The organism is uncultured Thalassospira sp., assembly GCF_963976115.1.
Classification (GTDB): domain Bacteria; phylum Pseudomonadota; class Alphaproteobacteria; order Rhodospirillales; family Thalassospiraceae; genus Thalassospira.
This window is the reverse complement of sequence record NZ_CAXBJJ010000004.1, coordinates 149,846-163,069: the sequence shown is the minus strand read 5'-3', so window position 1 is coordinate 163,069 and position 13,224 is coordinate 149,846. Positions and strand designations below refer to the sequence as shown.

14 protein-coding genes are annotated in these 13,224 nt (G+C 53.3%); 7 read left to right on the top strand and 7 right to left on the bottom strand.

Annotated elements, in window-relative coordinates; translation table 11 throughout:
* Positions 1-5: 5 nt before the first annotated feature.
* Entirely contained in the window at positions 6-197 is a 192-nt protein-coding gene (locus AAC086_RS05970; protein WP_339776507.1) for a hypothetical protein, read from the bottom strand.
* Positions 198-507: 310 nt separating this feature from the next.
* On the opposite strand from AAC086_RS05970, the gene AAC086_RS05965 reads away from it, so the two are divergent.
* Together AAC086_RS05965 and AAC086_RS05960 are read left to right on the top strand one after the other, a co-directional pair.
* On the top strand, positions 508-1,284 hold the full coding sequence (locus AAC086_RS05965) for a ferredoxin--NADP reductase (protein WP_339776504.1): 777 nt from the start codon (positions 508-510) through the stop codon (positions 1,282-1,284).
* A gap of 276 nt (positions 1,285-1,560) precedes the next feature.
* The gene (locus tag AAC086_RS05960) at positions 1,561-3,051 is read left to right on the top strand and encodes a PAS domain-containing methyl-accepting chemotaxis protein (RefSeq protein WP_339776501.1); all 1,491 of its coding nucleotides are present in this window, start codon (positions 1,561-1,563) and stop codon (positions 3,049-3,051) included.
* A 72-nt stretch (positions 3,052-3,123) separates the two neighbouring features.
* On the opposite strand, the gene AAC086_RS05955 is transcribed toward AAC086_RS05960, so the two are convergent.
* The 6 genes from AAC086_RS05955 to AAC086_RS05930 form a co-directional block, all read right to left on the bottom strand.
* On the bottom strand, positions 3,124-3,468 hold the full coding sequence (locus AAC086_RS05955; protein WP_339776499.1) for a tRNA-binding protein: 345 nt from the start codon (positions 3,466-3,468) through the stop codon (positions 3,124-3,126).
* Positions 3,469-3,833: 365 nt separating this feature from the next.
* The gene (gene phaP / locus AAC086_RS05950) at positions 3,834-4,289 is read right to left on the bottom strand and encodes a TIGR01841 family phasin (RefSeq protein ID WP_339776497.1); all 456 of its coding nucleotides are present in this window, start codon (positions 4,287-4,289) and stop codon (positions 3,834-3,836) included.
* Between the two features lie 219 nt (positions 4,290-4,508).
* Positions 4,509-5,240, bottom strand: coding sequence for a TetR/AcrR family transcriptional regulator (locus AAC086_RS05945; RefSeq protein ID WP_339776494.1), 732 nt, complete (start codon positions 5,238-5,240; stop codon positions 4,509-4,511).
* A gap of 271 nt (positions 5,241-5,511) precedes the next feature.
* Entirely contained in the window at positions 5,512-6,327 is an 816-nt protein-coding gene (gene proC, locus AAC086_RS05940; RefSeq protein WP_339776492.1) for a pyrroline-5-carboxylate reductase, read from the bottom strand.
* 425 nt (positions 6,328-6,752) lie between these two features.
* Positions 6,753-7,259, bottom strand: a complete 507-nt coding sequence (locus AAC086_RS05935) for a YbjN domain-containing protein (protein ID WP_339776490.1) — start codon at positions 7,257-7,259, stop codon at positions 6,753-6,755.
* A 240-nt stretch (positions 7,260-7,499) separates the two neighbouring features.
* Positions 7,500-7,829: an accessory factor UbiK family protein gene (locus tag AAC086_RS05930; protein ID WP_339776488.1), complete on the bottom strand. Its 330-nt coding sequence runs from the start codon at positions 7,827-7,829 to the stop codon at positions 7,500-7,502.
* Positions 7,830-8,044: 215 nt separating this feature from the next.
* On the opposite strand from AAC086_RS05930, the gene rfaD reads away from it, so the two are divergent.
* The 5 genes from rfaD to AAC086_RS05905 all read left to right on the top strand — a co-directional run bounded on the left by rfaD (position 8,045) and on the right by AAC086_RS05905 (position 13,155).
* A complete protein-coding gene (gene rfaD / locus AAC086_RS05925) occupies positions 8,045-9,031 on the top strand; it encodes an ADP-glyceromanno-heptose 6-epimerase (protein WP_339776487.1) in 987 nt (328 codons plus the stop codon).
* Between the two features lie 146 nt (positions 9,032-9,177).
* On the top strand, positions 9,178-10,023 hold the full coding sequence (gene lgt, locus AAC086_RS05920) for a prolipoprotein diacylglyceryl transferase (protein ID WP_339776485.1): 846 nt from the start codon (positions 9,178-9,180) through the stop codon (positions 10,021-10,023).
* Between the two features lie 4 nt (positions 10,024-10,027).
* A complete protein-coding gene (locus tag AAC086_RS05915; RefSeq protein WP_339776484.1) occupies positions 10,028-11,161 on the top strand; it encodes an SAM-dependent methyltransferase in 1,134 nt (377 codons plus the stop codon).
* A gap of 68 nt (positions 11,162-11,229) precedes the next feature.
* Positions 11,230-12,042, top strand: coding sequence for a peptidoglycan editing factor PgeF (gene pgeF / locus AAC086_RS05910; RefSeq protein WP_339776482.1), 813 nt, complete (start codon positions 11,230-11,232; stop codon positions 12,040-12,042).
* A gap of 117 nt (positions 12,043-12,159) precedes the next feature.
* Positions 12,160-13,155, top strand: a complete 996-nt coding sequence (locus AAC086_RS05905) for a hypothetical protein (protein ID WP_339776481.1) — start codon at positions 12,160-12,162, stop codon at positions 13,153-13,155.
* Positions 13,156-13,224: the final 69 nt, after the last annotated feature.

Below are 13,224 nucleotides of genomic sequence, written 5' to 3'. Positions count from 1 at the left end.
AAATTTCAGGCATGATCCGTTGCGGCGGATCGTGCCATTTTTTTTGGCATTGGGGCCTTGTAAAAAGTCGTGCATTTGGCAGCGGCCTTTTCCTCGCGCCGTGTCATCGGGCATGAAACCGCCGCCTGTCGTGCAACGTGGCGGGTCATGGTCTGGAAAATGTAATGAACCACAGTGCCGTTGTTCTGTGCGGGCACTGGTGTTTTTCCAATCAACAGGGCTAAACATGCCCGGTTTGGCTTGCCTTTGGGGGATGTGGGCCACATATTGCGCAGCGGGTTGGCGGATAATCATAACAATATCGTCTGTCAGTATTTTACACAAATTTGATATAGATCAAGGTGTGGATCGATAAAAATACACCTTTGTTGAATGTTTTCTTGCGATATACGGTAGATTGATGTTAAATCGCGCCAACTTGGCATCCATACTGTGTCGGGAACCGTGAATTTCTTTCCCGCCACGGTCTGATTGAAAGCTTCTGTCGAAACGGATTGATTCAGCGCTATGGCTAGCAACTTTAACGAAGAAACCGTCACATATGTCCACCATTGGACGGACACCCTGTTCACATTTAAAACCACGCGGGATCCGGGTTTTCGGTTTCTAAATGGTCAGTTCGCGATGATTGGACTGGAAGTCGAAGGCAAGCCACTGTTGCGCGCCTATTCGATGGTCAGTGCCAATTATGATGAAGAACTGGAATTTTTCTCGATCAAGGTCCCCAACGGGCCTTTGACCTCGCGGTTGCAGCACATCAAGATTGGCGACAAAATTCTGGTTGGGCGCAAACCAACCGGAACCCTGATCCATGATAATCTGTTGCCGGGCAAAAACCTGTGGCTGTTATCGACAGGGACCGGTTTGGCCCCGTTCATGAGCGTGATTCGCGATTATGAAACCTATGAACGCTATGAAAAAGTCATTCTGGTTCATGGGTGCCGCGAAGTGCGCGAACTGGCCTATCAGGAATTCATTCATAATGAATTGCCGCATAACGAGTTTTTCGGCGAGGAAGTGCAGCAAAAACTGCTGTATTACCCGACCGTGACCCGCGAAGAATTTACCCATCAGGGCCGGATTACCGAACTGATGGCGTCCGGCAAGATTTATGAAGATCTGGGTCTGGAAAAACCGAGCCTGGAAAATGACCGCTTTATGCTGTGTGGTAATCCGGAAATGATTGCCGATACCCGCAAGATGCTGACCGAATGGGGGGGCATCGAAGGCAATATGAATGAACCCGGGCACTTCGTGATCGAAAAGGCCTTTGTCGAAAAATAGGGCGACAAACCTGATCCGGCGTCGTTTAAAGATCCTGAAGGGCATCGTTTTGCGACGATGCCCTTTTTTATTGGGCAATTTTCATTTTCGCGTTTTCGTTAGGAATTTGAAATTAATACATATTCTTGGTCGGTGGGATTTTTTAGGGGGTGAATGATTCATTATCCCTATATGGGGGTATGGTGATCTATACAATGGTATTAGTTTGACCCTTGGAAAATCAGCCAGATGCGAAACGGGTTCGGATATCTGGCACGGCAACGGATGGGGTCTGTCATGTCTTTGTTTAATTTCTTTTCGCACAAAAAACGCAACCTGGCCGAAGGTACCCTGACGGCCCTTGAAAAATCGCAGGCTGTGATCGAGTTTGACATTGATGGTAAAATTCTGCGGGCCAATGACAATTTTCTGGATTTGTTGGGGTACCGTCTTGATGAAATTCAGGGCAAACATCATTCCATTTTTGTTGCGAGCGAAATGGCCAGGTCACCTGTGTATCAGAAATTCTGGTCGGATTTGCGTGCTGGTGAATTTAAACGGGAAGCCTTTGCGCGTATTGCCAAAAGCGGTCAGCGGATTTGGATTGAGGCTACCTACAACCCTGTTCTGGATCGATCGGGCAAGGTGGTAAAAATTGTTAAATTTGCCACTGACATTACCGCCCGTCAGGAACATTTGTTTGAGCAGGATGGCAAGGTCAACGCCATTGGCCGCAGTCAGGCCGTGATTGAATTTGACCTTAAGGGCAAGATTCTTGACGCCAATGAAAACTTTCTGTCCGTTTTGGGGTATTCGCTGAACGAACTTAAAGGACGCCATCACAGTATGCTGGTTGATCCCGAATATGCGAAAAGTGCTGAATATCAGCAATTCTGGCGTGAACTGGCGCAGGGTAACTTTATTGCCCGCCAATTCAAACGAATTGCAAAGGGCGGTCGCGAGGTCTGGATCGAGGCATCTTATAACCCGATTTTTGATCCTGACGGCAATCCGTACAAGGTTGTGAAATACGCAACCGATATCACCGCGCAGATCAGTTTGCTGATAGATCTAAAAGCGATGATTGATACCAATTTTGCCGAAATTGACAAAAGCCTGTATCAGCTTGACGAGCGCTCGGGATTTGCATTTTCGACCTCGGAAGAAACGTCTCTTAATGTTCAAGCCGTTGCTGCCGGTGCCGAACAGCTGGTGGCTTCTATTAACGAGATTTCGCGCAGCATGTCGGCGGCACGCAGTTCGACCGATCAGGTTTTTGAAAAGGCCGTCAGTGCAGGGGCCTCGACCGAAAAGATGAATGATGTGGTTTCATCGATGGGTAATATCATTGAGGTGATCCAGAACATTGCCAGTCAGATTAACCTGTTAGCATTGAATGCGACAATCGAGTCGGCACGGGCCGGTGAGGCGGGTAAAGGGTTTGCCGTGGTGGCCAACGAGGTGAAAAACCTTGCCAAACAGGCGGCGCGGGCCACAGAACAGATTTCCGCCGAGATTGGCGGTGTTCAGTCTATTGCGAGCGAGGTTGCCGGGGTTTTGGGATCAATCCGCAGTGATATGGAGGGTGTTCGAAACAACGTCACAAGCATTTCTTCGGCTGTTGAAGAGCAAAGTGCGGTTACCAGCGAAGTATCGGTCAATATGCAGTCGATGGCGACATCTGTTGAGTGTTTCTCGGGCACGATTGATCAAATCAGGACCGCCTCGACGATGGTTTCTGGCACCGTCGGGCGCACACGCGAAGCCGCGATGGTTCTGGCGCGCTAAAATTTAATAAAACAGGCTGGTATGAGTGCACGCACTCAATTCCGGCCTGTTTTGTTTTAAAGGAAACATACTTTAGCAAAGGCGTTCACCATTGGGGACGCCCTGATCGGGCCGGACCAGAACAATGCCCTTGTCCCTGGTGCCATCCGGCAAGCCCAGACATAGAAATTCAGACATGAACGGGCCGATTTGGCGTGGTGGAAAATTGACGACACCAACCACCTGGGCACCGATCAGTTTTTCTGGTGTGTAATATTTGCTGATTTGGGCCGATGTTTTTTTCACCCCGACCTCTTCACCGAAATCGACCCACATTTTGATGGCCGGGCGGCGTGCTTCGGGGAACGGTTGGGCATCAATCACTGTACCAACCCGAATATCGACTTTCAGGAAATCATCAAAACTGATTTCGCTCATGGGAACCTCCTGTTGCTCTGCGGGCAAAATAACGTGATCGCCGGGTTTGTGCAAAGTTCACAAAGCGGGATGTCCGTTAAAGCATGTTTCCTTTAATATGACCCATTTTGTTTGTTTTTGGCGGTGTTTGGCAGCGTTACATCGCTTGCCCGATGCGCCGCATCGCGCCGCGCGCTGTACCTTGCCAAACGACACGCCAAAATCAAACAAAATGGGTCATATTAAAGGAAATATGCTTTAAACAGGAGTTTGGGCAAAGAAGTTCGGCGCGGGTGCATGACGGTAAGACAGGTGTATGTACAAAGAAAAACGGCAGGGCCAAGAAGGCCCTGCCGGAAGTTTGATAACGGGAAGTTATCAGAAACTTACTTCGCTGCGGTTTCGGTCTTTTCGATCGCAACTTTCAATTCGTCGAGCGATTCGGTGAAGCGCGTCTGCAACAGGCCAAGGGCTTCTTCCTGGGATTTGCTAATGATCCCGGAAAGTTCTTTGGCATTTGCCAGCGCTTCTTCATAGGCGGTTTTCGCAGCAGCGGTCTGTTTGGCAGCAGCGGCCATCGGGGTTTCGCCCGAAGTGGCTGAGAAATCTTTACCCTGAGTGGTTGCTTTTTCCATCATGGTCTTGAAGATTTCGCCCTGGCGCTGTGCAACAGCCTGAAAGCCATCAAAAGCAATTTTGTTTGCTTTGGTCAGGACTTCCATGTTCTTGCGCTGAAAGGCCATCATTTCGTTGATATCAACGCCCGGCATTTTGAAGTCGGTTGTGAATTTGGTGAAGTCAACGTCGAAGAACGGGTTGGTAGCTTTTTTTGCGGCGGTCATTGAGTGGCACTCCATTTTCAATGCGGCAGGTATCTAATGAGGCGCTATTGTGCGCCGCACAATTTCAACTACAATTTGCCTGAATGCTGCGCTTGGGTCAAGGATTATTTTGCACTGCACAAAAAATCTTGGGTTATGTTTTTGTGTCAGGCCGTAACCACAGGATGCGAAAGCATTTTGTTGAAATCGGCTTTTCCGGGATACCGGCCGGGGATGAATTCAGGCGGGTGACGATGATGCCCCGGTTCCGGAATCGGTCCGGGAGGCGGGGGTGGCAGCAGGTGTGCTGGCATCGGGTGTATCATCGGTATGATCTGTGGCCGTTTTGGGGCAACATTGCCGTATCGGGTTTCCCATCCGTGCCAGACGATCAAAGCCTTGGCCCAATTGCTGGTCCCAGCCGCCAGCCCGCACAAGGCTGCGATCAAGGGTTGCCATTGTTGGCCCATAGTCGGGGGTATCGTCATTTAGCCATTGGCGAAAACAGCGGGCGTAAATCGCGGTCATACCTGCGACCCGCAAACTGCCGCGAAGACCACCGGTTTCAAAACCGGCGGCTTCCAGCATCCAGCGCATTGATGCAAAAATGCTTTTTGCTGCACGTGCGCTATCGACCGGGCCCATATCCCCGCCGGTGCGCAAAATTGATCGCAGGGCGGCACGGTGCGGTGCCAGGGCATCAAACCGTGCCATGATCACATCGATCAGCCGGTCGTGCCGGGGTTGGTCAAAATCGCTACTGTCAAGGTCGGCCAAAACCTGTTGGTCAATCTGGCGGGTAAAGCTGCGCAGAATATCGCTGCGGTTTTTGAAATGCAGATAAAGATCATGCAGCGACAGGCCCGCCCGCCCGGCAATGTCGATCAGGGTAACCTGATGCCAGCTTTTTTCGGCGGCAAGGTCCAGTGCTGCCGTGATCACGGTCGTTTTCGGATCTTTTTTGGCGGGCATCGGGGCCTCCTTTGATGCGATAACCTGATTGCGCGAATATATAATACCAGACTTCTATGAGAATGACTCATGGAGGTCTGGTTCGGCGCGACGGCGCCGCGCGGCCAGTGCCGCGAAAGGCAAGGGCTTTAGCGAAGCCCGCCCGCCGATTGAGGGGCTCGTTGATCCGTTTCGATCAACGAGCTTTAGTATAACAGGTAATAACCGGTGCCCTTAAGGGCAACCTATAGACACCTGATTGGGCTTGATGGCGACATGCCCGGCGGATGCTTTAACCGGCCAGTTCGACAGACCGTTTCCGTGCGGCTTCAACCGCCTTTGCGAACAGGGCGGGCATTCCGTCTTGCGGGTTCATCAGAACATCAAGGGCGGCAGCGGTGGTGCCGCCGGGGCTGGTCACGTTTTTGCGCAAAGTTTCTGCGCTTTCCGGGCTGCTATCTAGCAGGAAGCCTGCGCCGACAACTGTTTGACGTGCCAGAAGCATTGCCTGTTCGTCAGGCAGGCCTGCGGCAACGCCTGCCTGCGCCAGGGCTTCGACCATGTGAAAAACATAGGCAGGGCCGCTGCCGGAAACGGCGGTTACCGCGTCCATCAGGTTTTCATCGGTAATCCAGGAGACTTTGCCAACGGCCTCTAACAAGGTTTCACACATGTTGCGCTGGGCAACACTGACATAATCGGTCGGGAACATCACCGTCATACCGCGCGATACCGATGCGGGCGTGTTGGGCATGGCGCGAACAATGCGGGCGGTGTCGCCCAGATGAGAACTGAAAAACCCGGTGGTTCGCCCGGCCGCGACCGACAGGAAAACCGTTTCTGCCCGGACCAGCGGTTTGTACAGATCAATAATGTCGGGTAATATCTGCGGCTTTACGGCGAAAAGAACCACCTGCGGGACAAAGCTGTCGGGCATGTCGGCAAGGTCGGTGATGCCATGCACGCCGAGCCGTTTTTCCAGAGCCTCTGCGGCGCTGGCCTGCTCGATGACATATACATTGTCGGCATTCAGGCCACGTGCCAGCCAGCCTTCCAGCATGGCGCTGCCCATTTTCCCGCAGCCTACCAGCAACAACCGTGTCTTCATGTCTTGTCTTGCTCCGTTACAATGCCGCCTGTCTGGCGCAAATTTGAAGAATTCCCGATTATATTATACCAGACCTCTATGAGAAGGCCTCATGGAGGTCTGGTTAGGCGCGACGGCGCCGCCGCGACGAGTGCCGCGAAAGGCAAGGGCTTTTGCGAAGCCCGCCCGCCGATTGAGGGGCGCGTTGATCGGTTTCAATCAACGCGTTTTGGTATTACGTTCCAAAAGCCGTAGCGTTGTTATGAAGGTGGGTCAAGTCGCCCGGATCACAAGTTGATCGCAAGGTCTCGACAATCGGCACATGTTTTTTGGATTAAAACCGGTCTGCACGGCCCATGATTTACCGCCAGGGCGCGCATCAGCCAACGCAAAACACCCCGCGACCGCGAGGTATTTTATCGGTATTGCGGCTAAAAACAGTGGGTTCAGGCCTGTCCGACGGGCTCCAGCATGGAACTGGCAAGGGCCTCGTCCGGGCTTTTGCCTTCGGCAAGAACAAAGTTGAAGGCGGGGAAAAATCGTTCGCATTCGGAAATGGCGATTTCAATCAGTTCTTCAAATTGTTCGGTCGCAGGCGGTACATCGCCGCCAAACAGCAAGGTGTGGCGAAACAGCGGCATGTTTTCATCCAGCCACAAGCCGAAATGGCCAATCCACAATTGCTCATTGCACTTGGCGAGCAATTCATACACACGCGGGCGGATGGGATCGGGCACAAACAGGTCAAAGCAGCAGGCAATGTGCAACGCTTCGGCATCATCGCGCCACGTAAAATAAACAAGATAGGTGCACCAGTGACCCGGGATTTCGACAACGATTTCGTCAGCGCTGCGTCGTTCCAGATTCCATTGGTTGGTCTGGGCGATATCCTCGACAAGCAACAGCGGATTGTCGTCGTCTATTTCGCCGTTATCCTGCATCAGGTCGTTCATATAAATTCAATCAGTTTGTAGCGCCAAAGGGCGCGCACTATAGGGCGCTCGCCGTTCGCTTGCAACCACTGTGGATACAGGGGCAAACGGCATTTGTCATTACGCATGACCAAGCCCGCCGGTTGAATTGTGGGGTGCTTCAGCTAACACCCGATGGCGACAGGACCTTTTTTACGGCGGGACATAAAATTTTTGTTGCCACCTGCCACCTGCCACCTGCCATCTGTCGCTATTTGGGGCTTAACTTTCGGGGGCTGATGTATCCTTGGTGGTTTTAGGCGCTTTACTGGCGGCTTTTGGGGCCGGTGTTGCTGCCGCTTCAAGTTTGGCAAGGCGGTCTTCAAGGCTGGAAACCTGTGTTTCCAGGGTTTCTGCGCGCTGGGTTGCTTTGGTCGCAATATCGCGTACCACGTCAAATTCCTCGCGCGTGACCAGATCCATATTGATCAGGATCTTTTCAAATTGCTGGCGCACAAGGGCGTCAACCTCGCCTTTGATCCCGGTCATGGTGCCCAAGGCACTGTTGGTTACGCGGGTAAGGTCATCAAGAAGGCGGTTGTTGATCTGCATTTTATGCTCCGGCTGGTAAATCGGTTTTAAATCCTGTGTCTTATAATATGGCGCTATGGCCGCTCGGGGCAAGCGGCGAACACATATAGCTGTTTTGTGATATGCAGTTACCTTGCCCTGTGGCGTTGGTATGCCTATAAATGCGACCAGCAAAACAGTTGATCGCATGCGCAAGGCTGATGGCCTGACGGGTGCCGCAAAAGCAGGAGAACACGATGCTTATCGTTACGGGCGGAGCCGGGTTTATCGGGTCCAACATTGTTGCTGCCCTGCAGGAACGCGGTGAAACCGATATTGTTATTGTGGATCGTCTGCGCGACGGCATTAAATGGCGCAATATTGCCAAACGCGAATTGCGCGACATTATCCACCCCGATGAACTTCCCGCCTTTCTGGAAGTCCATCCCAACGATATCGACACGGTTTTTCATATGGGCGCCATTTCGGCGACCACCGAACGCGATGCCGACAAGATTGTTGCCAATAATTTCAAACTGACGACTTTTTTGTGGGAATGGTGCTCGCGCCACAGTGCACGACTGATTTATGCGTCCTCTGCCGCCACTTATGGCGATGGCAAGCAGGGCTTTGCCGATATGTTCGAACAGGATGAACTGGCAAAATTGCAGCCGCTAAACGCCTATGGCTGGTCCAAACATGCAACGGACCGGCGGTTTCGCCGCATTCTGGATCAAAACGGATTTCGTCCCAAACAATGGGCCGGGTTGAAGTTTTTCAATGTTTATGGCCCCAATGAATATCACAAGGGTGGTATGCGATCTGTTGTGTCGCAAATGCATGACAAACTGGCGGCAGGTGAACAGGCAACGCTGTTTGAATCGCACCATCCCGACTATGAAGATGGCGGGCAGTTGCGCGATTTTGTCTGGGTGGGCGATGTTGTTAACATTATTTTGTGGCTGTATGACCACCCCGATGTTTCCGACCTGTTTAATGTCGGCACGGGCAAGGCGCGCAGTTTCAAGGATTTGGCACTGGCGGTATTTGCCGCGATGGGCAAGGAACCGGACATTAAATTTGTGCCCACACCCGAAGCCATTCGCGATAAATATCAGTATTTCACCGAGGCAGATATGTCCAAGCTGCGTGCCCGTGGCTATGACGCGCCGATGACGCCGCTGGAAGAAGGGGTTCGCCAATATGTGCAGGGCTTCCTTGCGACGGAAGATCCGTTTCGCTAAATCCTGATAGGATTAAATTTAAATAATGTCACGTCTGGTCAGGACATTTTCTGGCATGGTGGCGTGACAGTGCCATGTTCCTGCCGCCTTGTGCTGATTGATCAGGGCGCTAACGCAAATTTGCCATCCGAACGGAGTTCGCCCCGATGCTCAGTCTTGCCTTTCCGGCAATCGATCCTATCGCCATTGCCATTGGCCCGATTGCGATCCGCTGGTACGCCCTGGCCTATATTGCCGGGCTGATTATCGGGTGGCGCTATACCCTGGCCTATATCAACAAACCGCCCTATGTCATGACCCGCAACCAGGTTGATGATTTGCTGTTCTGGGCAACCCTTGGGGTTATTCTGGGCGGGCGGACAGGCTATGTCCTGTTTTACAATCTGGATTTTTATCTGGCGAACCCGTCGCATATCCTTAAGGTATGGGAAGGCGGCATGTCATTTCATGGCGGGATGCTGGGGGTTATTCTTGCGGTTTTCTTTTTTGCCCGGCACCGCGGCATTTCGTTTTTGGGGGTTGTCGATGCGGTGGCGGCAGCCGCCCCGATTGGCCTGTTTTTTGGCCGGATTGCCAATTTCATCAATGGCGAACTGTTTGGCCGCACCACCGATGTGCCCTGGGGCATGGTGTTTCCGCGCGGCGGGCCTGAACCGCGCCACCCCAGCCAGCTTTACGAAGCCGGGCTGGAAGGCATTGCCCTGTTTTGTATTTTGTTTGCCCTGGCGCGCAGTGAAAAAATGCGCGCGCACCCCGGTGTTGTGGGCGGCACATTCCTGGCGGGCTATGGCATTTGCCGGATCATTGTCGAATTTTTCCGCCAACCAGACCAGCAACTTGGCTATCTGATGTTTGGTGCAACAATGGGGCAGCTTTTGTCGGTGCCGATGGTTCTGGTGGGGGCCGGGGTTGCCCTTTATGGCCTGCGCCGCCCGCCGCTTGTCGGCACCAAACCCGTAGATGATAGCAAAACCAAAACGGCAAAATCCTGATATTATGACCGACCAAGACAAAGCCGTCAGCCCGCTTCTGGACCATTTGAAACGCCGCATTGCGATTGCCGGGCCGATAACCGTGGCCGATTACATGGCCGATGCCCTGGCCCATCCGCAATGGGGATATTACCGCAAGCAGGACCCGTTTGGTTCGGCGGGCGATTTTGTCACCGCCCCTGAAATCAGCCAGATGTTTGGCGAACTGATTGGCCTGTGGGCCGCTGTGACCTGGCAGCAAATGGGCAGCCCGTCGCGGTTGCATCTGGTGGAAATGGGGCCGGGACGCGGCACCCTGATGGCCGATGCCTTGCGTGCGGTGCGTAATGTGCCGGGCTTTGCCGATGCGGTAACAGTACGGTTTGTGGAAACCAGCCCGGTGTTGCGGACCCGCCAGCAAGCCGCGATTATGGAATATGGTATTCCTGCCGTTTGGCATGACAGTTTTGATCAAATTCCCGATACGCAAAACGCGCCGGTTATTGTGATTGCCAACGAATTTTTTGATGCCCTGCCGGTGCGCCAGTTTCAATTTACCAAGGATGGCTGGCGCGAACGGCTGGTTGCCATTGCCAGTGACACCGATGATTTGTGTTTTGTTGCCGGAGGGGTGGCCCCGATGACCGATGCGCTGGTGCCGGTAACCTTGCGCGGTACGGCCAAGGTAAATGATGTTTTTGAAACATCAATGCAGGCCATTTCAATTGCCGATCAGATTGCACGCCGTATTAACCGCGATGGCGGGGCGGCGTTGGTGATCGACTATGGCCACGCCCATAGCGGCTTTGGCGATACTTTACAGGCCTTGCGCCAGCATAAATTTCACCCGGTATTGTCCAACCCCGGCGATGCCGATTTGACCACCCATGTCGATTTTGGGGCGTTGTCGCGCACTTTTGACCAGGCCGATGCCCGCACCGGGGCTGTTTTGGGGCAGGGCACATTTTTAAAAATGCTGGGCATTGAGGCGCGTGCCGATCTTTTAAAACAATCCGCCACCCCGGATCAGGCAACGGCCATTGATGCCGCGTTGAAACGTTTGGTCGATGCCGATCAGATGGGAACACTTTTTAAAGTGTTGATCGCCTATGGTCGGGAAACCGCACCGCCCCCGTGCGTAAGCGGGGTCGAAGGTTAGGTTGGTTGGTTCGATTGTGCGTTGTTATGGTCTGTTTATAACCGGGTGCTGCCGGGCGGAGGATGCTGATGTCTGATCATGTGAGTGTGACCCAACCCGATGACGAAAACGTTCTGTTTCTGGAATCCAAAAGCCTTGGTGGGATTGAGGGCCTGAAACACGGTTTTTTCACCCGAAAGGGGGGATGCAGTAACGGTATTCATGCCGGGTTGAATGTGGGTTTTGGATCTGATGACGATCATGATGTTGTGGCGGAAAACCGCAAACGGGCGGCTGCGGCATTTGGCACCAGTGATGACCGGTTGACCACGGTTTACCAGGTGCATGGCATTGATGTCGCCCATCTTGAACGGCCCTTGACGCGCAAAGAAACCCCGCGTGCCGATGCCATGGTGACGGACCGTGAAAATGTGATGCTGGGCATTTTGACCGCCGATTGCACCCCGGTTTTGTTTTATGACCCGGTCAAGCGTGTTATCGGGGCGGCTCATTCGGGCTGGCGTGGGTCGTTTGCCGGTATTTCCGAAAGCACTGTTTGTGCAATGGAGAAATTAGGGGCGACACGCGCCAACATTGTTGCCGCGATTGGCCCCTGCATTGGCCGGGCGTCCTACGAAGTTGATAGCGGGTTTCGCGATAAAATTCTAACCGGCCCGCGCGGCGATGACGATCTGTTTGATCTCTCGATACGTGATGGGCATTATATGTTCGATTTGCCGCAATATGTTTACCGGCGGACCTGCGATACCGGCATTGGTATTGTTGAATTGCTCGCGCGCGATACCTTGGCCGAAGAAAACCTGTTTTACAGTTATCGTCGTACCACATTGCGCGGCGAACCGGACTATGGACGCCAGCTTTCGGCGATTATGTTAACGTGATTTGATCCCCGATGGCAGGAGGTTTTTACGCGTGCCCCATATGATCATGTTGTTTGCCTTCATCATCCTTGCGACGATGGTGGGCTGTGTGGCGATGATATGACCCGGCATAAAATAATGACTGTGCGTTTGTTAACCGCACTGGTGCTGGTGCTTGCGATTGGTGCCTGTGGCAAATTGCCGCGCCCGTTTGAGGGGGCCGGGCGCGAGGGGGACCCGCAATTGCTGGTCGTGCCCGATGCCGAAACCATCAAGGTTGACATCGCCAGGGACCTGCCCGAAGGGGCGGCGCGCCATTTGGCCCGTGCCATGGTTCGTGCGCTTCGGGCCGATGATCTTGCCGCCTATTCCGAAGACCCGTCGCCTGGCACCTATGTTTTGCATCCCAACGTTATTGCACGGCTTGATGATGCGCATCAGGCGCATGTGGATGTAACCTGGGTGCTTTATAACAAACAGGGACTGGCAATTGATTCGACGGCACATACCGGGCAGATCACAGCCCAAAGCTGGTTTGCCGATGCCCCGAAATCGCCGGAAGACGGTGCGATGAATGTGCCGCCCGATGTGGCCCGTAAACTCCAAATTCTGTCACCCGACGGACTGCGCCAAAGCCCGGCCGAAAAAGAATTTGATCAACTGGTTAGCGGGCCTGCCAACTGGGTTGTTTCGAAAATTACCGGCGACCGCCAAACAATGGTGATGGCAAAACCGTTAAAGGTGGCCCTTGTCGATTTTGCCGGCGCACCGGGCGATGGTAATGAGGCCCTGCAACGCTCGGCCAAGGCTTTTTTGCAGTCCAAGGGGATTGCGATAAGTAAAGACATCGACCCCGATAGCATCGTTCTGTCTGCCTCGATCATGGTTCAGCCGATAAAAAAAGGAACCGGTACCCCCGAGCAAGACCGTGTATCGATTGACTGGGTACTGCTTGACGCCAGCGGCCACGAACTGGGGCAGATGACGCAAAATAACGCGGTGCCGCATGGCAAGCTTGATAAACGCTGGGGCAGCATTGCATCCCTTGCCGCACAGGCCGCTGTTGATGCGCTGGAAGGGGCTTTGGGCCAGATTGCCCGCGACAAGGGGCTTTTGCTGCGCGCCGATAAATAGCGGGATCAGCACATCGCGGCGGCGACGCATATCTTTCATGCGTGAAAAGACCGGCCTGTTAGCCATAGC

Coding starts and splice junctions, on each gene's coding strand:
- AAC086_RS05965 (WP_339776504.1), top strand. CDS start 508: ATGGCTAGCAACTTTAACGAAGAAACCGTCACATATGTCCACCATTGG.
- AAC086_RS05960 (WP_339776501.1), top strand. CDS start 1,561: ATGTCTTTGTTTAATTTCTTTTCGCACAAAAAACGCAACCTGGCCGAA.
- AAC086_RS05955 (WP_339776499.1), bottom strand. CDS start 3,468: ATGAGCGAAATCAGTTTTGATGATTTCCTGAAAGTCGATATTCGGGTT.
- phaP (WP_339776497.1), bottom strand. CDS start 4,289: ATGACCGCCGCAAAAAAAGCTACCAACCCGTTCTTCGACGTTGACTTC.
- AAC086_RS05945 (WP_339776494.1), bottom strand. CDS start 5,240: ATGCCCGCCAAAAAAGATCCGAAAACGACCGTGATCACGGCAGCACTG.
- proC (WP_339776492.1), bottom strand. CDS start 6,327: ATGAAGACACGGTTGTTGCTGGTAGGCTGCGGGAAAATGGGCAGCGCC.
- AAC086_RS05935 (WP_339776490.1), bottom strand. CDS start 7,259: ATGAACGACCTGATGCAGGATAACGGCGAAATAGACGACGACAATCCG.
- AAC086_RS05930 (WP_339776488.1), bottom strand. CDS start 7,829: ATGCAGATCAACAACCGCCTTCTTGATGACCTTACCCGCGTAACCAAC.
- rfaD (WP_339776487.1), top strand. CDS start 8,045: ATGCTTATCGTTACGGGCGGAGCCGGGTTTATCGGGTCCAACATTGTT.
- lgt (WP_339776485.1), top strand. CDS start 9,178: ATGCTCAGTCTTGCCTTTCCGGCAATCGATCCTATCGCCATTGCCATT.
- AAC086_RS05915 (WP_339776484.1), top strand. CDS start 10,028: ATGACCGACCAAGACAAAGCCGTCAGCCCGCTTCTGGACCATTTGAAA.
- pgeF (WP_339776482.1), top strand. CDS start 11,230: ATGTCTGATCATGTGAGTGTGACCCAACCCGATGACGAAAACGTTCTG.
- AAC086_RS05905 (WP_339776481.1), top strand. CDS start 12,160: ATGACTGTGCGTTTGTTAACCGCACTGGTGCTGGTGCTTGCGATTGGT.